The sequence below is a fragment of the Burkholderia sp. MSh2 genome, from assembly GCF_000731655.1.
In the GTDB taxonomy this organism is placed as follows: domain Bacteria; phylum Pseudomonadota; class Gammaproteobacteria; order Burkholderiales; family Burkholderiaceae; genus Burkholderia; species Burkholderia paludis.
Genome location: NZ_JPGM01000028.1, coordinates 53136 through 72611, shown reverse-complemented (window position 1 = coordinate 72611; position 19476 = coordinate 53136). Strand labels below are relative to the sequence as shown.

Here is a 19476-nt window from a genome sequence, read left to right as displayed (position 1 = left end):
TATCGCCCCTCCTCAATTCATTCCAGCTCCCGTCTTCCACCCAGCCGTTGCGGTTCCGCGGACTCCGGACGACAGGTCAGCCCGACGATTCGCGGAAGATCGCCAGGACGGCCTCGTGCAACTCGCGGTTCGCGGCCGCCACCACGATCCCCCCATTCATCGGCCTGGCGCCATCCAGATCGGTCACTACCCCGCCGGCGGATTCGACGAGATGGATCAACGGCACGACGTCGTAGGGTTCGAGCCCGGCTTCGACGACGAGATCAATGCAGCCGTGCGCGACCATCGCGATGCTGTAGCAATCGCCGCCCCAGCGAAGCATCCGGCATTGCTCCATCAACCGCGAAAATGGACGCATCAGGTTTGCTCGCTCGATGAGGCGCGGATCCAGGCTGTACACGATCGCCTCGGACACCGATCGGCACGCCGACGTGCGAATCGATGCAACGGTGTTTCGGTGGAACAGACGCGGGCCGCCCGAGTCGGAGATGTACGTTTCGCCGGTAAAAGGCTGGTACATGACGCTGCCGACCGGTACGCCGTCGATGACGAGGCCCACGAGGATCCCCCACAGCGGCATGCCGCAAATGAACGCCCTCGTGCCGTCGATCGGGTCAATGATCCAGTAGCTGTTCCCTTCGCCGGAACGACCGTACTCCTCGCCGATCACGGCCAGGCCCGGATCGACGCTCGACAGCCCCTCGCTGATGAGTCTTTCGATGCGCCGGTCGGCCTCGGTGACCGGATCGAATACGCCTCGCGAATGCTTGTCGTCTATCTGCATTTGCGAACGAAAATAGTTGAGCGCGATGTCTCCCGCACCATGAACGACGCGTACCGCGCGATCGATCAACTCGTCAATGGTGTGCTTCATAACCATTTTCTTTCCTGATATTCCGGTATAGCCGGCGGGTGGCGTTGAATGCCGATTCGAACGCGCCGAACATGTCGTCGTAGCCCCCCTTCAACGCTTTGGTTGGTTCGAACTGCGCATTTATCGACATATTCTTGCAAAAATCGTCCAGCTCCATCTCACCGATCCGCTCGAATGCCAGCATCGCCGCGCCGATCGAATTCACGTATTGCGGGCTCTCCATTTGCTGAATCGGGCTACCCATGATGTCGGCAAGCGTCTGGGCCATGAATGCCGAGTTCGCGCCGCCGCCATAGAAGTTGAAATGCGTGAACCGGCGACCGACAAAATCCTCGAGCGGCCCGCGCACCCAGCGCAGGTTGAACGCGAGCCCTTCCAGCACCGCTCTTGCCATGTGGCTCCTCGTCGTCTGTCCGTTCATGTTGATGAAGCCGCCGCGCATGTCGCTGTTCGCCTTCGGCGCCATCGTGCCGCCCAGCCACGGAAGGAAGATGAGCCCGCCGGCGCCGGCGTCGACGTTCTCCAGCACCGCATCCAGCGCCGCATACAATTCGTCCGGGCGCCTTTCTCTGAATTCCGCGAACGCATCGTTCGGGAACACGATGTTCCGCAGGAAGCGGTCCAGCGTTACGCCCGACATCCCGTTCTCGGCGATCGCCAGATACTTGCGCTCGTCCGGCGAAGGCATCGTGAAAAGACTGTCGCGAATGGAAGTCTTCATGGATTCCGTATGCGTGACCATCACGCCGGTCGTGCCCATGCAAATTCCGGCATGCTCGCCCGTGAAGGCCAGCCCACCCATCGCGCCCGCCGCCGTGTCGCTCAGCCCGACGACGACCTGCGTGCTCGTGGACAATCCCAGCTCGGCGGCGACATCCGGCAACAAACGCCCCAGCACGGTGGTCGTCGGTACCAGCTCCGGCAGCTTCTCCCGGTCGATGTGCGCGTATCGCAGCAAGGTCGGATGGTATTCGCCGGCCGCCAGCCTTCGGTTGTCCACCATCAGCGACATGAGCGTGCTGCCCTGCGTCGTGCACATCCGCCCCGACAGCTTCATGCCCAGATAGTCCATCGGCTCGAGAAAGCAATGCGTCCGCTCGTAAATCTCCGGGCATGCGAACCGGAAATAGCGCATGTGGTTCAGCGACACTCCGGCCACGAGCGGCGCAAGGCCATGCAGCCTCACCCAGTTCGCCAATTGCCAGGGCCTGTCGAGCTTGCGGGCCGCACGATATTCCGCAGCCAGGCTCGCCTTGGTACCTCTCCCGTCCGCCCAGAGGATCATGTTGGCGAGCGCCTGCCCGTTCGCGTCGACAGGAACGATCGACGAATACTGGCTCGAACAGATCATCGCCACGATCTCGCCGACGTCGACGTTTGCTCCGACGACCGCGGCCCTGATCGCGTCCTTCACGGCCGCCCAGATCTCGGCGGGCGCCTGTTCCGCGCCGCGGTCGCCAACCGCCAGGGTATTCACGTGGGCACGGCCGGCGCCGGCCACCCGGCCGGACTCGCTGACGAGTACCGCTTTCGGACCGCTCGTTCCGAGGTCCACGGAGAGAACATATCGGTGTTTTTTCATGAGCAAAGTCTAGAGACGACAAAAAATTATCTGGTAGTCAATTGAGGTCATCGATTGGTTGTTTCTGGCCACACGCTCATGCAAACATGTCGGTCATGGACATCCGCAATGAAACCATCGCCGACGCGCCACCGAACATCATCCGGGGCCTGACGCTCGTCGCCCGCGAACACGGGGTCGCGGTAGGCCGCCTGTTCCGCGGTCTCGGGTTTTCCCTGGGCGACCTGGAACAGCACGACATCCTCGTTTCGTATGCGCAATCCAGAAAATTCCTGCAACGCGTGGAAGCGGCATTGCCCGGCGTGCCCGTCGGGCTGAAGTCGGGCATGAAGCAGACGATCCTGTGCCTCGGTCTGGTCGGCCTCGCGCTGTATGCGTTCAGGACCTACCGGGAAGCGCTCAGCTACGCGATTCGGCACCAGCAGACCGCAGGCGCGCTGACGTATTTCTCGTTCGACGAATCGCCCGGCTTCTTCAAGTGCATCATCTCGACGAAATATCCCGACACGCACGAGGTCGAGCGACACTGGATCGACGAAGCTTTCGCGACGATCTTGACCATCTCGCGAAACCTGCTTGGCGCGCAGTTCAAGCTGAACCGGATCGACCTCACCTACCCGCGCCCCGCCGAATACGGCTTCTACGAAGAAGTGTTCGGCTGCCCGGTGCATTTCAACGCACGGGAGAACGTCATGACCTGCCACTCGCATTGCCTCGATCTGGAGTTGCCGACGTGGCACCCCAGCTACAGCGCCTACGTGCTTGGGCAGATCGAGCCGATGCTTCGTCAGCCGAACACCGAGAGCGACTTCATCGCGACGACGCGGCGCTATTTGCGCGCGAACGTGGGGCGCTCGCCCGACATCGACGAGGTCGCCCGTTTTCTGAACGTGAGCAGCCGCACCTTGCGACGGCATCTTGAAAATGAAGGGTTTAGATTCCTTCAACTGCTGGACGAAACCCGGCTCGAGCGCGTGCATGAACTGCGCCGTCTGGGGTGGTCGTGGGGAAAGATCGCCGAATCGGTCGGCTACGACAATCCGAGCAACTTTTCGAAAGCCTACGTCCGCTGGACCGGGCAACTGCCGAGCGAATCCGAAGCTGGCAGGCGATAGCGGCGCGACGCGCCGCGAAAAACCGGCAGCGACGGAGCCCGACAAGGGCGCGCAAGGTGCGCTTCGCGCGCGCCCTTGTTCATCTGCACTCCGAGCGCCGCCGCGCCGTTTCAAGGAAGCTGAAGCGACTTCGTCTCGAGATATTCGGCAAGACCGTAGGCGCCCAGCTCGCGACCGTTGCCCGACTGCTTGAATCCGCCGAATGGCGCCAGCGGATTGAACTTGCCGCCATTGATCTCGACCTGCCCCGTTCGCATCCTCGCGGCCACGCGCCTGGCCCGCGCGACGTCGCCGCTCCACACTCCGCCGCTGAGCCCGTACGGACTGTCGTTGGCGATGCGCACGGCATCGTCGTCGTCCTTGTACGGAATAATCGCGAGAACCGGGCCGAAGATCTCCTCACGGGCGATACGCATTTCATTGCGCACGTTGCTGAAGATCGTCGGCCTGACGTAGTACCCCGTTTCGAGCCCGTCCGGCGCGTCGTCCCCTCCCGCGAGTAGTTCGGCCCCCTCGGCAACGCCGAGCGCGATGTAGTCGCGTACGCGCTGGCGCTGCGTTTCGGACACCAGCGGGCCCATCGCAACGTCCTCGTCTTGCGGCGCGCCGAGCCGCACCGATTCCGCGACGGCAACGGCAATCTCTTCTGCCCATTCGCGTTGCGACGCCGGCACCAGCAGGCGCGTCAACGCTGCGCACGTTTGCCCCGCGTTGATGAAGCACGCCTGAACCGCTGCCGGAATCGCGACTTCGAAATCGGCGTCGTCCAGTACGATGCACGCAGACTTCCCGCCAAGCTCCAGCGCAACCCGCTTCACCGTGCCGGAAGCGAGTTCGGAAACACGCCTGCCTGCCGCGGTCGACCCGGTGAACGAGACCATGTCGACATCCGGGTGCGATACCAGCGCCTCTCCGACCGTATTACCGAGACCGCTCACGAGGTTGAACACGCCCGGCGGAAATCCCGCCGATTCGATGATTTCCGCAAACACGAATGCATTGAGCGGCGCGACTTCGGACGGCTTGACGACGACGGTACAGCCGGCCGCGAGCGCGGGCGCCACCTTCGCGACGATCTGATGCAGCGGATAGTTCCACGGCGTAATGCATGCGACGACGCCGACGGGCTCCTTCGTGATCTCCGAGTTGCCGACATGTTCGACGCCACCGAGTTGCGCCGCCAGTTGCGATGCCGACCCCAGCGATACGACCGGCAATCCGGCCTGCGCGAGCCGCGAGAACGAGATGGGCGTGCCAACCTCGTCGGTGATGAGCCGCGCCAGTTCCGTCGCGCGGCGGCTCAGCGCGTACAACGCGCGCTGCAGGTACTGGCTTCTTTCGCGCGGCGGCGTAGCCGACCAACCGGGAAAGGCGGCCTTGGCCGCCGCGACCGCGCGCCCGGCATCTTCGGCGTCGCCGAGCGGCACGACCCCGATCACCGCTTCCGTCGCCGGATTGACGACCTCCGCGCTGCCACTGCCGTGCGGCGCGACCCATTGCCCGCCGATAAAGAACCTGTCGTAACGCTTCACCATCGATGTCCTCGCTTCCAGAAGATTTCGTTGACCGTTCGCGGGCATACCGCCCGGCGCGACGGGACTGCAGCAGCCGGCGAACCAGCGGGGCGCGGGCCGTTTTAGACGACGTCCGAGCGCCTTGCGTACGCGTCGCTACTCGCGATCGAGTGTACCGACGGCGGCATATCGGGGATGGTGTGACAAGGCCAGTTTTTGGTGGAATCGGGACATCGCGTCGCGATTCCGCCGGCATGAGTTCCGGATCGAGATCATTTGTCTGCCTCCGGTTTGCCACGATGTCGTGCCACGAATTCCGGTGCGGCGGCAGCGGGCATTCCGGCGCATCGCGCTCCGTGCATCACTCGTCGCTCGCGGCAGCGTCGCCGGTGCCTGCCCTCCCCCGATCCAGGTTCGCGCCGCTCTCGCGGCCCACGACCGGTCCATCGCTTGAACGCTCGCTTGAAACTTGGGGGCATCGCTGAAGCAGACTTCACCCGTCACCGTCTCCACCGAGGCGCGCGAATCCACGTGGACACTTGGAGTGGCTAACGCAGGTCATCAACGAATCGTGAGCAGATGATCGCCGCGGCAAGCTTGAGCAGCGCCGTATGGATGTCGATCCGCCGTTCAAAACGGATACGGAGTTTGCCGAAGCCCGCAAACCAAGCATGCGTGCGTGCGTTCAACAACCCATCGGTGGCGCCCAAGACGCGTTTTGCTCTCGACGCCCTTGCGAGCGATTCGTACGGTGATGCCATGTCGTCGTAGATCTCTACGGCATCGACGGCAGTCGTAGCCCTTGTCGGCGTGCAATTTTTCCAGACGCTTGCGCGCTTTCCCACTCAGGCCAGATACGGCTGGAATGGCATCCAACATCGGCTCGAACGTCATCGAATCGTGGCGGTTTTCACCGCTCACGACAATCGCCAACGGGACACCTCGTGCGTCGACTACGAGGTGTCGCTTCGTGCCTGGCTTTCCCGATCGGTTGGGTTTGGGCCGGTTTCCTGCCCCCCCCGGGGGCTGGCTACGCTCGCGCCATCGAGGCTTGCTCGTCCCCAATCGATTTGATCGGGCTCGCGCAAGCGACGAAGCATCGCTACATGCAGTCTGTCCCGGACACCAGCCGCTCGCCAGTCACGTCGTCGCCGCCAACACGTCATCCCGCTGCCGAAGCCGAGTTCCTGCGGAAGGTCTTCCCAAGGGATGCCGCTCCGGAGCACATACAGGATGCCGCTTGGCGCAGCGCGGTCATCGACCGAACGACGCCGACCTCCCTTGCGCGAATGCCCGAACTCCGGAATCAGCGGCTGCAACACCGCCGACAATTCATTGCCGATCTTTCTTGTTGCCATGCGCACAACGATGCGGGCTCGCGAACATCGCATCCATTTGTGTCAGCAGGTCTTGGCATCGGAGTGAAGCGATTTCCAGGCAAGAACGTCGTTGGCGGATCGCATATGGCCAACTGCGCACGGCCCCGCTTGCGGTGCTGATGGTGCCCACCGAGCGAGTCGGCCGGATGACCGACGGCATCGTGTCGAAATAGTCATTCAGTTCGCCTCTGTCACTTGTATCGGAATCGGTAATCGTCTGTTCGACTGGACAAGTCGGTAGACTTTTTCGCTGGCGTCAAGAAACCGATGCATCGGTACCGCGGCAAGTTGTGCATCATGCACGGCGAGCAACTGCTCGAGCGCGCCACGCTCGGCGTCCAGCAACGTCCAGTCGTCTGATTCCGCTCGTTCCGCGTACGCGTCGAGTATCGCTTCGACTCCGCGATAGAACGCGACATCGGCTTCGCCCGCCACATCGCGCAGATGAAACGCGAGATACAACACGTTGACGAGCGTGCCGAGCGACTGAATATCTCCATGTTCGCCGCGCATCGCTGCAAGGGCGAAATGATGTTTGAGCTGCAGCTGCCGGACACGATCGGTCGCAAGCGGCAACAGCATGGCCTTGGTGAGCGGCCGCCGGCCGCGAGTCGAAGAACGCGTCATCAAAATTCACCAAGTCGGAAAAATCCATTCAAATAGGGCACCCGGCACCCAGTCGGCTGCCCCTCCGAACCCGGCTGCGATTCACTTTCCTTGGCGCCAGCGTAATCTCAAACCGTAGCGGAAATGGCGCGGAGTTCCTCGAGATCGAGGTCGCGCGTCAGTTCGTGCAACGTGTGCTCGTCGATGTCGCCGATTCGGTAGAGGCGCATGAGCTCGGCACGTCCCGCCGCGATCAACTCCAGCACGGCTTCCGAACGTGCATCGAGGCGGGACTTGTATTCGTCGGCGTGCCGCGCGTAACGGGCCATGTCCTCTGCCTTGTGCTTGTGAATGTCCAGGAGCATCGGGTGAACGAGTTCGCCTGCGTCGTTGTATGCCAGTTTTTCCATCAACTCGTACTGCACCCTCGCAATCACGGCCTCCGCCTCGCTCGTGCTCAAGCGAGGCCTGTCGCTCTCCGGTGCCACCAGCCCCGTCCAGCGGATCACGGCGCCGAGCGACTGTCCCTGCACCAGCACGGTGGCGAGGATGACGGCAATGGCGGTGACGAGGATGAAATCGTGCCCCGGAAAACTGTCCGGCAGGCTGGCGGCGAGCGCCAGGGTGATCACCCCCCGCATGCCGGCCCAGCTCAATACCGTGGCATCGGCAAGCCCGAGCGGATGGAAGCGGGTCACGCGAAACTTCCGTAGCAGGATGAGCGCGCCGTCCGAGACAAGCACCCAGGCAAACCGCGCGAGGATGACGGAAAGAACGACGATCAGCACCGGTACACCCATCTGCGCCAGCATCGTGTCGAGCCCGTCGCCTCGCTGGATCAACTCATGCAGCGAGGATCCGATGATCAGGAAGACGAACGCCTCGAGAATGAAGATCATGACGCTCCAGAAGCCCGTGCCGTACAGGCGGGCCGACGCGTTGAGCACGCGATGCTGGAACCAGGCACAGATGAGGCCCGTCGTCACGGTGGCGATCACCCCGGAGACGTGGAAGCGTTCGGCCAGAAGATAGGAGCCCCACGCACACAGCGGGCTGGCGGCGATGACCAGGCTATCGTCGTCGAGATGGCGCATCAGGAACACCCAGGCGCCACCCACGCAGGCGCCGACCAGTACGCCCCCAAGCGCCAGCAGTGCGAAGCTGCCGAGGGCTTCCGCCGGACTGAACAGGCCCGTCACGCCCGCGGCCGCCGCAAAGCGGAAAAGCACGAGGCCCGTTGCATCGTTGAACAGGCTCTCCCCCTCCAGGAGGATCAGGAGGCGGCGTGGCAATTTGACTTGCTGCAGCGCGGCGCGTGCCGACACCGCATCCGGCGGCGCGACCAGCGCGCCCAAGGCCGCGCAAGCTGCCCAGGGCAAGGACGGCACCAGCCAGTGGGTGACGAGGGCCACCACGATCGTGGTGAAAAGCACCGCACCAATCGCCAGCGCCCCGACGCCCAGCATGTGCCGGCGCAGTTGGTCGAGTGAAATTCCAAGGGCGCTGTCCATCAGCAATGGAGGCAGAAAGATCACCAGCACCAGTTCCGGGTCGATATGGACCTCTGGCAGGCCGGGCAGAAAGGCGATGAAACCGCCGCCGATGATCAGTGCGACGGTGGGGGGAAGTCCGAGCTTATGCCCGACATAGTGCAAGACAAGGATCGCCAGCAGCAGCGCGATCATCAATTCAAAAATGGCCATTGCGATGGTTTTGTCGTCGGAGCTTAGGTAGTGAGCTGCCCATGCGTACTTCAGCCGGTCGGAAGGCGCAATGAGGGGCCTGGTTTCCAGGCCCCGAACAGCGTAAGCGTCCGGCCGGGAGTTTGAAGGGAGCCATGCCTATTTCCCGATCCGGGAAAAATCAATACTGGAGATGTGACGCGCGAGAATCATCGCGGACCAGTTCGCAGGGCGGCCATACCGCATGCTTGGCCGAAAAATCTCGTCGCCCAGGTTGATAGGCATTCCACTCGCCGCACATAACGTTGACCGTCTGGCACATCCTTTGTGCCAAATCTGATGGCCATAATGTCCGCTGGTTGAATCCCGCCACGAAATCACCACCGTGCTGGATGAAAGTTGATCAAGAATATCGACCGTTGCGCCGCACCGCGACAGATCGACCACAGATTTTTTTCTAAGTAAATCGACCGTGCGATCCTTGAGCGGCAAGTTCATTCCCGTGCCGTCACTGCATGCCTCGAGTGATTTCATCATGTGGCACCAGCGTTCCCTTGGTTCGATTTCGACGATCGGAGTCAATTTTTCGCGATTAATCATCGAACCTTCCTTTACTTCACGATCACAAGAATGGCCATCGATTGACGAAGAGAAGTTTCCATGATTTCCCACCTTGCACCTCGCATGCGCACGCAGTTGACCAGGCCCATGAAAAATAATATTTCCGACATTCAAATCGAAAAATCCGATACATGCCTATTCGATCCGAAATTCGCCGTCGTGATTTTTCTTGCCGGCGATCCTGAGCTTCACGAAATTAAATATTGCCCTGCGATTCAGAAAACAATCCGATTCAACAACGGAGAAATCGCTGCGTGGCGGCAGTCATGCGATGAGCGTCGGACCGTTGCTACGCGCCCTTTCCGCGAGCCAGTTTGACGAGGTCGATGACGGCCGCGACCAGCCCGGCCAGCAGCAGGACGGCGAGCGCTGGATAGCTCCGCGTCTCCCGGATCACGACCGCGATCAGGTTGTCGGTGGCATCGGACGAAACGGCAACGATCAGGCCGTAGACGACGAACCACCCGGTCGCGATCGCCAGCACGACCGCGACCGTCAGGAAGCCGACGATCCACGCACCGCGCAGCCGCGATTCCCGACGCGTGTTCACTGGCGGCTGCGCAGCCGGTAGCCGATGCCGCGCATCACTTCCGGCGTTCCGGACGCGCCGGCGCCTTCGAGTTTCTTGCGCAGCCGGCTGATATGGCTGTCGACGGTGCGTTCCAGCGCATCGACGTCGGCGAGGCACGCATCGATCAGTTCGCCGCGCGTGAACACGCGGGTCGCCGCCACCAGCGCGCACACGGCGCTGGTGCAGGCTCGTTTCTGATTCTTCATGTGGACTCCATCGGACGCAGGCTCCCAACGGCCCGCATTGCCGGATCGCAGTGTGCGTGCGCACTATGGAGTTTTTTGCGCGGAAAGATGGAGGTTTGATGGAGGCGCCTGGAGAATGGCGTAGGGGCGATATGGAGGCGGCCCGAGCTCGAAGATGACGGGCTCACGAGCGACCGGGCGACATCCGAAAAGGGACGGGCGGCGCGGGAACGCCGCACCCATCCGATGATTTGGCGCGACCGTGTATCGGCGACGCCAACCCTGCGCTCCTGGCAGCCAAAGGCTGCCTATCACGGAGCGGCACCTTGGCGCGCCCCGGCAATCGCGAGCAAGGGCACGCTACCTGAAGATCGTTTGAGCGCGATCTACTACGTATCAATTGTCTCTACGGCGAGTTCGGTTAGTAATCGCACATCGTGGGCACCATGTTCCCGCACTTATATTTATCGGCCGAGACGCCCAGACGTGACCGCGATGGCATTGCCAGGTCAATTTGGTCCGCCTGCCCAGATACTCCGTCGACAAACACTGTCCGCCACGAGCGGCCGCAAGCGCTCGCATGTCGTCAATTGTTTGACGCAATTTAAGACCTGCACATTGCCGACACCAGTGTCCGAGCCAGATTCGACTGGCTATCGCTTTCCATTCATGGCCTACCGCACAACGAAAAGGGTATTTTTCGGCCGAACCCGCATAAGCATCTGCCAAGCAAACTCCTCCCATTTCCCGGGCGGCCGCCTGCAGACGTGCCAATCCATTGGGGTCGACTTGACCGGAGAAGGTTGATTTTGCGCAACGACCACACCAGGTTCCCCGGAAGATATCGTTTGCCCTGGCCTCCCAACGATGCCCCTTTGCACATTCAAATCTATATAGACGACTTTCGATCGTATAGTTCGATGAAAGACATTTTCCGTTTATCTCTTGTGCCTTGGCGTGAAGCCGAGCCAGACCATCGGGACAACAGCTTCGCCGCGTCGCGTCACCATGCGCGCAGATCGGACACCAACGCCCCTCGCTGATCTTCCTTCCCTCCACGCTCCACTCGTGCCCCGCTGCGCAACGAATTTTGTAACGCGCAAATAGCCCAATGAATGGACCACTCAGAAGCGTTCCCCCTCGTTCGGCCAATTTACCCAGCCATCTATCACGAATATCTTCCTGCTGACAAGATGTGCATACCGGTGCACCGCTATTTCGATAGAGCAAGGTCAACGCCACACGCTCAAAAACGTGCCCGCGAGCGCAAGCGAACCGATGACGTGAATTGACACCCATCCACTCCGCCTCCAAACATTGCCAGCCATATCTGGCAACGCACTGTCGCAACCTCTCAAGCATGCTCCCTCACTTCGCCGTCACAATCCCGCCGCATTCGCGCTTGAATTTTCAGAAAATCATTTAATACCTTCGAACACTCGCGGCCCTGGATTCATTCGAAATCATCCAATCCCCCCACAATTTCATTCGCGGAAATTTCATACCCCCATCACCGGACACAATGATTCATTCGCGCCTTCACCACAGCGATGCCGTAAAATTGTTGCGAGTTATCGCGTCACATCTAATCAATGGCGAACGTCACGCCATTAAAATTCATAAAACAAATCGATCAAAGAAATGTGATTAATTCAGGCATCAAAAAAGCGCCCGAAGGCGCTTTTTCGGAACTGACCAGACAGCCGTCACGCTTAGAAGCGGTGACGCAAACCAACCGTTGCGGCTGTTTGGCTGACCTTCGTGCTCGGGGACGCGTTGATATCGCCGTTGTAGATCGACGAACCCAAACCGGCGCCCTTCGTACCACGCTGATACACCGCCTGAGCGTAGACGTCCGTACGCTTCGACAGGAAGTAGTCGGCTTGCACGCCGAACTGATTCCAGTGCGTGCTTTGGCCGTTCTGCTTTGCGTTCGTGTACGTATAAGCGGCACCCAGGCCGAGAGCAGGCGTCAGGTTGTACTTCGCGTTGATTTCGTAATTGTCAGCGCGCAGCGTGCCGGCACCGTTCGTCTGGTTGTCGAGGCGCGATTGCGTCCATGCTGCGCCGACTTGTGCCGGACCGAATGCATAGGCTGCTGCAACACCATACGTACGCGTACGGCCCTGGATGCCGAATGCGTTGCCGCTCGTATCGATGGACGGGTTCACCGCGCCTGTCGTGGACAAACCGGCGTTGTTCGCTTGCGAGTAAGCCGCACCCAGCTTCAGGCCTTGATACTGGTACGACACGCCGCCGCTATATGCGCGGTTGTTCGCAAAGTTCGTGCTGTTCGAGAACGAGTACGTGCCGCCGAATTGCAGGCCGGCGTAGTTCGCGCTCATGAACTTGATGGTGTTATTCAGCGCAACGTCACCGTTCGTGCTCAGGCGGTCGTTGTTCAACGGGTGCGCGAAGTACGTGCCACCCCACGAGCCCGTTGCCGTCAACGGTGCCAGGTAGTCTTGCGTTGCGTCGTATTGCTTGCCGAGCGTGACCGTGCCGTACTGGCTCGACAGGCCGACGAATGCCTGGCGGTTGAACATGCCGCCGTTGCCGTTCGCGAACTTGCCGTTACCGATGTTGAAGCCGCTTTCCAACGTGAAGATTGCCTTCAGGCCGCCACCCAGGTCTTCCGAGCCACGCAGGCCGAAACGGCTCTGGTCAATGCCCGAACCCATCGAAAAGCGCGACTTGCCTTGGCCCGATGCGTTCTGGACGTTGCTTTGGTAGGTGATGCCGGCGTCCAGCACGCCGTACAGCGTGACGCTGCTTTGCGCGTGAGCGACGGTAGCAAACGATGCTGCAGCCGCTGCAACGATCAGAGTCTTGTTCATTCGTGGAGCTCCCTTCTAAAAAGAGGCAGGTCTCGCGACCTTGTTCATAAACGGTCTGCAACCGCCCGGAGGACCTTGTTCTGTTGGTCAGGCCCGGATAGATGCCCGTTTGGGAATGGCGAGTGTAAGAGCGTCGAAAGCAACGAACCCCAGACGAAGGTAGAAATTATGTATTTCAGTTTTGGCAACAGAAAGCCAATGAATTGACGCAAGCCTATGTTATTAAATGTCTTTATTGCGTTAAGCCGTGAATGGCCGCACGGTATCTTCGCCGCGATTTTCTTATGCGCGCACCTTGACAGTGGCAAAAAAACTACTCCACAAAATCTCAACATTTCTCGAACACACACGGTCGCTTGTTCGCGCCCAGCGTGATCGGTTTAATCCCGGCGTACTCCCTTCCCTGGGCAACAGTTGATCCATGGCCTCGATAGTCCTGACCGCTTCCACTGGCCCAGGATCGCGACCGGGACGGTCAAGATGACTTGGGCCAATTCAATGTCATTCAGGACGTTGCGGACCGCGTCCGCGCCGTCGGTGCCGTCGCGATGCTCGCGGTCGTGGGGACGCTGATGCGGCGTCTGACCGGCAATCCGCTCGCCAGCCCCGCCGGGCGGCGTCATGACGCTGATCGGTGTCCCTTGCCTGATGTCGCTGCTTGGTCGATGCCGCCAGGCGCCCGAATCCGCCGGATACGACAACACGCAAGCACCAGACTTCGGGGAGTCGTCCGGATTGCGGGCTAGCGGCCGATCGGGCCGATTCACGCGTCTCGCGCTCGCCTGGATTTCATAGACGCCGCTCTGGAAAACCGTAATGATAATGATTATCATTACGGAATCAAGGTACGAAAAGGACTCCTCTCGTAAAGGGGGCCGCAACCGGAGCCATCGACATGCACCCGCACTTCTCACGTGTTGTTCCGGACGATCCGCGTCCGGCGCATTCCGATCTTTCGTCCTGGGAAGCCACGATTCGCGAGGCGGTCGGTGCTGAGCGCGACGGACGCATCACGCCCGCACTCGCCGGCTATCGGCGGGCGCTGGAAATCGCGCAGCGGTTGATCGAGACGCCGCCGCCGTCGCGTCACGACGACTGCGTGGCGGCTCTCGTGGTCTCCTGGCACAACCTCGCGGATCTGCTGGCGAGCCAGGGCGACGTGGAACGCTGCGTCGAAGGCTTGTGCGACGCGCACGAAGCGTTGATCGCGCTTTATCTCGATGCACGGCGCGATGCCCTCCTGCGTCGGGCCGCGCTGCGCCATGGCCGGGAAACCCATCTCGCCCTCGTTCGCCACGTGGCACGGCACGGAGAACATCCGCGTATCGTCCGCGCGTTGCGCGAGGGCTCCCTCGCGCTCGACGTCAGTAGCGCCGTCCGTCATTGAATCCGCCATCCACCTGAAAGGAGACTGCCGATGCCCTACACCCTTCCCGAACTGCCGTACGCCGTCGACGCACTCGAGCCGCACATCGATACACGCACGATGGAAATTCATCACAGCAGGCATCACCAGACGTACGTCAACAACCTCAACGCGGCGCTCGAGGGTACGGAATATCACGAGTTGCCCGTTGAAACGCTCGTCGCACGGATCGCCTCCCTGCCGGATTCGCTGCAACTGCCGGTGCGCAACAATGGCGGCGGACACGCCAACCACAGTCTGTTCTGGACGGTAATGTCGCCGCATGGCGGCGGCCGGCCGGGCGGCGACATCGGTCGCGCGATCGACGCCGAGCTGGGTGGATTCGAAGCGTTCGGGGCGGCGTTCACGAAGGCCGCGCTCACGCGGTTCGGCAGCGGCTGGGCCTGGCTGAGCGTCGACGGTGGCGGCAAGCTCGTCGTGGAAAGCACCGGCAATCAGGACAGCCCGCTGATGTCGGGCAATACGCCGATTCTCGGCCTCGACGTCTGGGAACACGCGTACTACCTCAAATACGAGAACCGCCGGCCTGAATACATTGCGGCGTTCTACAACGTGATCGACTGGCAGGAAGTCGGGCGGCGCTACGCCGCCGCTCCCGGACGATAAGCCGGCGCGTCCGCCGACGGGCTGGTGGACGCAGACGACCCGCGGCGCGGAGGTGCGTCGCCGCAGCCGATGACCGATCCATCCAGGAATTGCAATGAACACGATGGCAGACAGGACCACCCTGACCGATCGCACGACCGTCGCGATCCGGGATGTTCTGGCCGGCAGGCGGCGCGGACCGGGCACGTCGCTGCTGTTCGCGGGGCCCGCGGTCATCGCATCGATCGCCTACATGGATCCGGGCAATTTCGCGACCAACATCCAGGCAGGCGCCCGGTTCGGCTATGCGTTGCTGTGGGTCGTGCTGATGGCCAATCTCGTCGCAATGCTGTTTCAGGCGCTGTCGGCCAAACTCGGCATCGCCACCGGGCGGAACCTGGCGGAACTGTGCCGCGAACAGTTTCCCCGCCCTGCCGTCTACGTGATGTGGGTCATCAGCGAACTCGCGGCCATGGCCACCGATCTCGCCGAATTCCTGGGCGGCGCGATCGCCCTGTCGCTGCTGTTCGATCTTCCGCTGCTCGCCGGCATGGCGATCACCGCGCTCGTCACCTACGGCATCCTGATCATCGGAAAGAACGGCTTCCGGCCGATGGAAATCGTGATCGGCGCGCTCGTCGGCGTGATCGGCCTCTGCTATCTCGTCGAGATGTTCATTGCGCCGGTTGCATGGCAGCAGGTGCTCCGGCATGCGATCGTACCGTCAATGCCCGATCATGAAGCGCTGGTCATTGCGGTCGGCATCGTCGGCGCCACCGTGATGCCGCACGCAATCTATCTGCATTCCGGGCTGACTCAGGATCGCACCGCCGGATGCGACGCAAGCGGACGGCGGCGTCTGGTGCGCTTTTCCAATCGGGAAGTGGTCGTTGCGCTGTCGATCGCCGGGCTTGTCAACATGGCGATGGTCGTGATGGCCAGTTCCGCATTCCACCTCGGACACAGCGACGTCGCGGAAATCGACACGGCCTATCGCACGCTGACCCCGCTGCTCGGCGCAACCGCCGCCACGATCTTCCTGGTCTCGCTGATCAGTTCCGGGATCTCCAGTTCCGTCGTGGGCACGATGGCCGGCCAGTTGATCATGCAGGGCTTCGTCGATTTCCGGATTCCCCTGTGGCTGCGGCGACTCGTCACGATGGCACCGGCGTTCGTCGTCGTGGCACTCGGGGTCAACGCCACGCAGGCGCTGATCGTCAGTCAGGTCGTGCTGTCGTTCGCGCTGCCGATCCCGATGATTTCGCTGGTGTATTTGACGCGGCGTCGGGACATCATGGGGGAATTCGCGAACGGCCGGACGACGCACATCGCCGCGGTCGCGGCAACAGGCGTCATCGTGGCGCTGAATGTGGCCTTACTGCTTCAAACCTTCAATATCGGCTTCACGGGTTGACCGCCGACGATCCGAACGGCGACGGCAGGTAGTTGGACGGATGCGCGTCTAGTCGATCGCACCGACCGATTCCTTTCGCGTCGTCGACGCAATCACGCGCTGCAACGCATCCGGTTGCTCGATCAGCACGCATTGCTTGCCGGTGCGCTTGCAGTAATCCTCGACGCGCCACCAGTCGCCATGACTCACGCACCCCGTCTGGCAGATCACGAGGTCGGCGTCGGCCAGTTTCGCGTCGAGCTTTTTCGCATCGACTTCGTTTGCATGGACGACCTGCGCACCGGTTTTCGCGATCGCAAGCTCGACGCCGGCCGTGTGCCGGTCATGTCGACTGATCCACATCACGACCTTGCGTCGATCTCGCGCCGGCCGGATCGGCATGGTGTTTTCTGTCGGCGATGGCACCTGTCTCCGCTCCACGGAACGCTGCGATTCGGCCTGCATCAACGCATGAACCCGCGCCTCGAGCATGCGAACCTGCTGCGCCAGCGCGAGCCGCTTCGGCAAACCGGGAATCGCCGCCTTCACCGCCTGCAGCTCGTCGCGCGCCCAGGCCAGCGCAGTCTCGCGGATCATCACCGCGGCGCGCAACCGGATGACCTCGGCCTGCAGCGCGGCGACCGTCCGCGTGCCGTCGTCGGGCGCGCCCTCCGCGCACCGCGCCGCATCCGCTGAGTGTCGAACCGCCAAGCCGCGCTCGCCGCACGGGCACATTCCGTTTCGATCCGCCGCCGTCATTCCGCTTCACCCCAACTGGCATCCATGCCGTACGATTACCGCATGTTAGCAATGATTCTCATTTACGAGAAGCGTGGCCGGTCGACATGGCCATGCGCCCATCGCCGCGGCGGCGTACCGGGCGGCGCAACGGCGATACGGCTGGTTATCGCGCGCGTGCCGGCTCCGGCGCCGGACATCCGGGGCCCGCTATCGCGCCCGGGCAGGCAGCAGATATTCGAGACCGTGCGTGAAGCCGCGCGGCGCGACCGTCAGGTGATTCTCGTCGTCGAGCACGTCGACCCGCAGCCGGAGCGACCGGAATTGCCGGGATCGCAACGCCTTTTCCATGTTTCGCGTATCGGTGACCATGTTGTAGGTCCTCGCAAAGCGCGGGTCGCTCTTGCGGACTTCCTCGTACTCCCCCACATACATGAACACGCACGCCGGCAGGTCGTGGTGGCTTGCCGCGTAGGCAGCCTCGATACGCGACATCGCTTGACGGTCGTACCACAGCGACGGACTGCCGATGAGATAGCCGCGGAACAGGTCCGGTTCGGTCAGCAGGATCCTCATGCCGAGCAGGCCGCCGTATGAATGGCCGAGAAAGAAGCGGCGGCTTTCGTCGGTCCGGTACTGTTTCGCCATGAACGGCAGAACCCGGTTGCGCAGATACGCCTGATAGGCGCCGGCCTGGCCGTGGACCGCATCGGCCGGTGCGTCGGGAGAGCCTGCCGCGGTGGGCGTGTAGTCGCGCCGCCGGCTCTGCACGCCGGTTTCGCCGCGCGCATACGACAGGCCGACGAGGATGAACTCCTCGACCACGGGCCCTTCTCCGTTAAGACGGCGGGAAATCTGCTTGACGAGAGGAAACGCATAGTCGGCATCCGTCACGTAGAGGACGGGATAGCGGCGTTGCGGCTGGCTGCCGTAAGATGGCGGCAGGGCGACGAACACCTGGTAGTCGCGGCCGGAAGCCGGGTCCGGCACGTCGCGGACTTCGGTGTCCGCGACTTCATACGGCTGGCCGTCGCCTCGCTGCCAGTACGCCGGATGGGCAGCGGTCTCCGCCGGTCCCGCAACGGCGTCGAAGTGGCCGGTCATGCACATCGCGACGATGCCTGCATACAGGCCGTGCTTCACGCCGGGTCCCAACCGCCGTTTTGCCTGCGTCAACGACGTAACGATCGATTCGTTCGGAAAGCGTTTCCGTTTCATGACTAACGACCTCCTGGTTCAGCGGCAAGTTTGCCGCAAAACCCGCACTCGGATCGGTCCGGAATTCCTGAAACGGATCAGCTGGAGCGGCTTCTCGTCATGCGCGCCCGCCGACGTACAAAAATTTTGCCGGGCCAGGCAACCCGTGCTTTTCGTGGTCTTATCAACCTCAAAGCCTCTACGGATATGTCGACTACCGCCAACGAAACCGCCGCCGAAGCAGCCAAGGACAGAATTGCGCTCTGGGCGATCTTTTCCATCCCGCTGATCTGGGGTATCGGCTTTCCGCTGACGCACAACGCGGTCGCGCAGGTGGACCCCGGCCTCTACGCGTTCTCCCGCTCGCTCGTCGCCACGCTCGCGCTGCTACCGTTTGCGCTGCCATACGTCGCGAAGGCCAACCGGCGCACCGTGATCGGCGGGCTGATACTGGGCGGTTTCAGCGCGCTGAACATCGTCAGCCAGAGCTACGCGCTGAGTCACCTGTCGTCGGCCAGCGCGGCGTTCTGCGTCACCCTCAGCATCGTCTTCATTCCGTTCGTGATGCTCGCGCTTCGGCACGGCTTGCCGTCGCGCATCGATATCGCATCGGTGTCGATCGGGCTGGTCGGCGCCTATGTGTTTCTCGGCGCGCGACTGGACAGCCTGAACGTCGGTTACGCGTGGGGGCTCACGGCCGCCTTCGCAATCGCGATGAACATAGGCATCATCGGCAAGCTGACCGCGCATCAGGGTGGCGTCAACCGTCTCGCCCTCGCGTTTTTCCAGATCCTGTTCGGCACCGTCGCGCTGGCGTACTTCCCGATCCGGCGTCCGCTGGAACCGTTGACGCACCCGCAGGTCTGGACGGCGATCCTCTTCATGGGCGTCATGTCCACCGCACTCGCCGTGGTGCTTCAAACCCGGTATCAGCAACGGGTCGGCACCGCCCGCACGTCGGTGATCTTCAATCTCGATCTCGTCTTCGCGAGCGTGTTCGGGCTGGTCAACAAGGAACCCTTGACGATCGCCCAGATCAGCGGCGGCGTGGTGCTGTTGCTCGCATCGTCGCTGGAGAGCGTGCTCGGCGTGATCAGGAAGCTGCTCGGCAAACGGCCACGTGACGAAGCCTCCGTGTCGAATTCGTAGCACGCCGGCGCGCGGCAAAAAC

The 19476-nt window shown here is 62.0% G+C and carries 18 protein-coding genes and 2 pseudogenes; 6 read left to right on the top strand and 14 right to left on the bottom strand.

Annotated elements, in window-relative coordinates:
* Nucleotides 1-76: 76 nt before the first annotated feature.
* From GQ57_RS18655 to GQ57_RS43790, 3 genes are read right to left on the bottom strand one after another with little or no spacing between them, the layout of a single operon-like run.
* Nucleotides 77-874, bottom strand: a complete 798-nt coding sequence (locus GQ57_RS18655; RefSeq protein ID WP_160257532.1) for an inositol monophosphatase family protein — start codon at nucleotides 872-874, stop codon at nucleotides 77-79.
* On the bottom strand, nucleotides 858-2456 hold the full coding sequence (locus tag GQ57_RS18650; protein WP_034198666.1) for a xylulokinase: 1599 nt from the start codon (nucleotides 2454-2456) through the stop codon (nucleotides 858-860). The genes GQ57_RS18655 and GQ57_RS18650 overlap by 17 nt, the downstream gene beginning before the upstream one ends.
* A 47-nt stretch (nucleotides 2457-2503) precedes the next feature.
* On the bottom strand, nucleotides 2504-2692 hold the full coding sequence (locus GQ57_RS43790; protein WP_235215092.1) for a hypothetical protein: 189 nt from the start codon (nucleotides 2690-2692) through the stop codon (nucleotides 2504-2506).
* On the opposite strand from GQ57_RS43790, the gene GQ57_RS18645 reads away from it, so the two are divergent.
* On the top strand, nucleotides 2606-3571 hold the full coding sequence (locus tag GQ57_RS18645; protein WP_235215091.1) for an AraC family transcriptional regulator: 966 nt from the start codon (nucleotides 2606-2608) through the stop codon (nucleotides 3569-3571). The genes GQ57_RS43790 and GQ57_RS18645 overlap by 87 nt on opposite strands.
* Nucleotides 3572-3681: 110 nt before the next feature.
* Here GQ57_RS18645 and GQ57_RS18640 read toward each other — a convergent pair whose 3' ends face one another.
* The 5 genes and pseudogenes from GQ57_RS18640 to GQ57_RS39655 form a co-directional block, all read right to left on the bottom strand.
* Entirely contained in the window at nucleotides 3682-5103 is a 1422-nt protein-coding gene (locus GQ57_RS18640; RefSeq protein ID WP_034198691.1) for an aldehyde dehydrogenase family protein, read from the bottom strand.
* Nucleotides 5104-5633: 530 nt separating this feature from the next.
* A pseudogene (locus GQ57_RS39660) lies at nucleotides 5634-6443 on the bottom strand (IS5 family transposase).
* A 198-nt stretch (nucleotides 6444-6641) separates the two neighbouring features.
* Entirely contained in the window at nucleotides 6642-7091 is a 450-nt protein-coding gene (locus GQ57_RS18630; RefSeq protein WP_034198665.1) for a hypothetical protein, read from the bottom strand.
* A 107-nt stretch (nucleotides 7092-7198) separates the two neighbouring features.
* Complete coding sequence (locus GQ57_RS18625; RefSeq protein WP_034198664.1) at nucleotides 7199-8773, bottom strand: Na+/H+ antiporter; 1575 nt, start codon at nucleotides 8771-8773, stop codon at nucleotides 7199-7201.
* Nucleotides 8774-8911: 138 nt separating this feature from the next.
* On the bottom strand, nucleotides 8912-9352 hold the full coding sequence (locus GQ57_RS39655; RefSeq protein WP_081896701.1) for a DUF3331 domain-containing protein: 441 nt from the start codon (nucleotides 9350-9352) through the stop codon (nucleotides 8912-8914).
* Between the two features lie 60 nt (nucleotides 9353-9412).
* On the opposite strand from GQ57_RS39655, the gene GQ57_RS41865 reads away from it, so the two are divergent.
* On the top strand, nucleotides 9413-9691 hold the full coding sequence (locus GQ57_RS41865) for a hypothetical protein (protein WP_152603296.1): 279 nt from the start codon (nucleotides 9413-9415) through the stop codon (nucleotides 9689-9691).
* Here GQ57_RS41865 and GQ57_RS18620 read toward each other — a convergent pair.
* From GQ57_RS18620 to GQ57_RS18605, 4 genes and pseudogenes are all read right to left on the bottom strand, one after another.
* Nucleotides 9663-9923 (bottom strand): hypothetical protein, encoded by a 261-nt coding sequence (locus GQ57_RS18620; RefSeq protein WP_034198663.1) that lies wholly within the window; start codon nucleotides 9921-9923, stop codon nucleotides 9663-9665. The genes GQ57_RS41865 and GQ57_RS18620 overlap by 29 nt on opposite strands.
* A pseudogene (locus GQ57_RS18615) lies at nucleotides 9920-10096 on the bottom strand (winged helix-turn-helix domain-containing protein); the annotation flags it as partial. The pseudogene GQ57_RS18615 and the gene GQ57_RS18620, both read right to left, overlap by 4 nt.
* A 1745-nt stretch (nucleotides 10097-11841) precedes the next feature.
* Nucleotides 11842-12966 carry a porin gene (locus GQ57_RS18610; RefSeq protein ID WP_034198662.1) on the bottom strand — a complete coding sequence of 375 codons (1125 nt, stop codon included), beginning with the start codon at nucleotides 12964-12966 and terminating at the stop codon, nucleotides 11842-11844.
* A gap of 380 nt (nucleotides 12967-13346) precedes the next feature.
* Complete coding sequence (locus tag GQ57_RS18605) at nucleotides 13347-13799, bottom strand: hypothetical protein (protein ID WP_034198661.1); 453 nt, start codon at nucleotides 13797-13799, stop codon at nucleotides 13347-13349.
* Nucleotides 13800-13861: 62 nt separating this feature from the next.
* Between GQ57_RS18605 and GQ57_RS18600 the strand changes: the two genes are divergently transcribed.
* From GQ57_RS18600 to GQ57_RS18590, 3 genes are all read left to right on the top strand, one after another.
* Nucleotides 13862-14353 carry a hypothetical protein gene (locus tag GQ57_RS18600; protein ID WP_034198660.1) on the top strand — a complete coding sequence of 164 codons (492 nt, stop codon included), beginning with the start codon at nucleotides 13862-13864 and terminating at the stop codon, nucleotides 14351-14353.
* Nucleotides 14354-14383: 30 nt separating this feature from the next.
* Complete coding sequence (locus GQ57_RS18595; RefSeq protein ID WP_034198659.1) at nucleotides 14384-14998, top strand: superoxide dismutase; 615 nt, start codon at nucleotides 14384-14386, stop codon at nucleotides 14996-14998.
* Nucleotides 14999-15092: 94 nt separating this feature from the next.
* Nucleotides 15093-16391 carry an Nramp family divalent metal transporter gene (locus GQ57_RS18590; protein ID WP_034198658.1) on the top strand — a complete coding sequence of 433 codons (1299 nt, stop codon included), beginning with the start codon at nucleotides 15093-15095 and terminating at the stop codon, nucleotides 16389-16391.
* 48 nt (nucleotides 16392-16439) lie between these two features.
* Here the strand turns inward: GQ57_RS18590 and GQ57_RS18585 are convergent, their stop codons facing one another.
* Together GQ57_RS18585 and GQ57_RS18580 are read right to left on the bottom strand one after the other, a co-directional pair.
* A complete protein-coding gene (locus tag GQ57_RS18585; protein ID WP_235212639.1) occupies nucleotides 16440-17081 on the bottom strand; it encodes a DUF2325 domain-containing protein in 642 nt (213 codons plus the stop codon).
* Nucleotides 17082-17318: 237 nt separating this feature from the next.
* On the bottom strand, nucleotides 17319-18326 hold the full coding sequence (locus GQ57_RS18580) for an alpha/beta hydrolase (protein ID WP_034198657.1): 1008 nt from the start codon (nucleotides 18324-18326) through the stop codon (nucleotides 17319-17321).
* A gap of 99 nt (nucleotides 18327-18425) precedes the next feature.
* Here GQ57_RS18580 and GQ57_RS18575 point away from each other — a divergent pair, with 99 nt between their 5' ends.
* Complete coding sequence (locus tag GQ57_RS18575) at nucleotides 18426-19454, top strand: DMT family transporter (RefSeq protein ID WP_081896699.1); 1029 nt, start codon at nucleotides 18426-18428, stop codon at nucleotides 19452-19454.
* Nucleotides 19455-19476 lie beyond the last annotated feature (22 nt).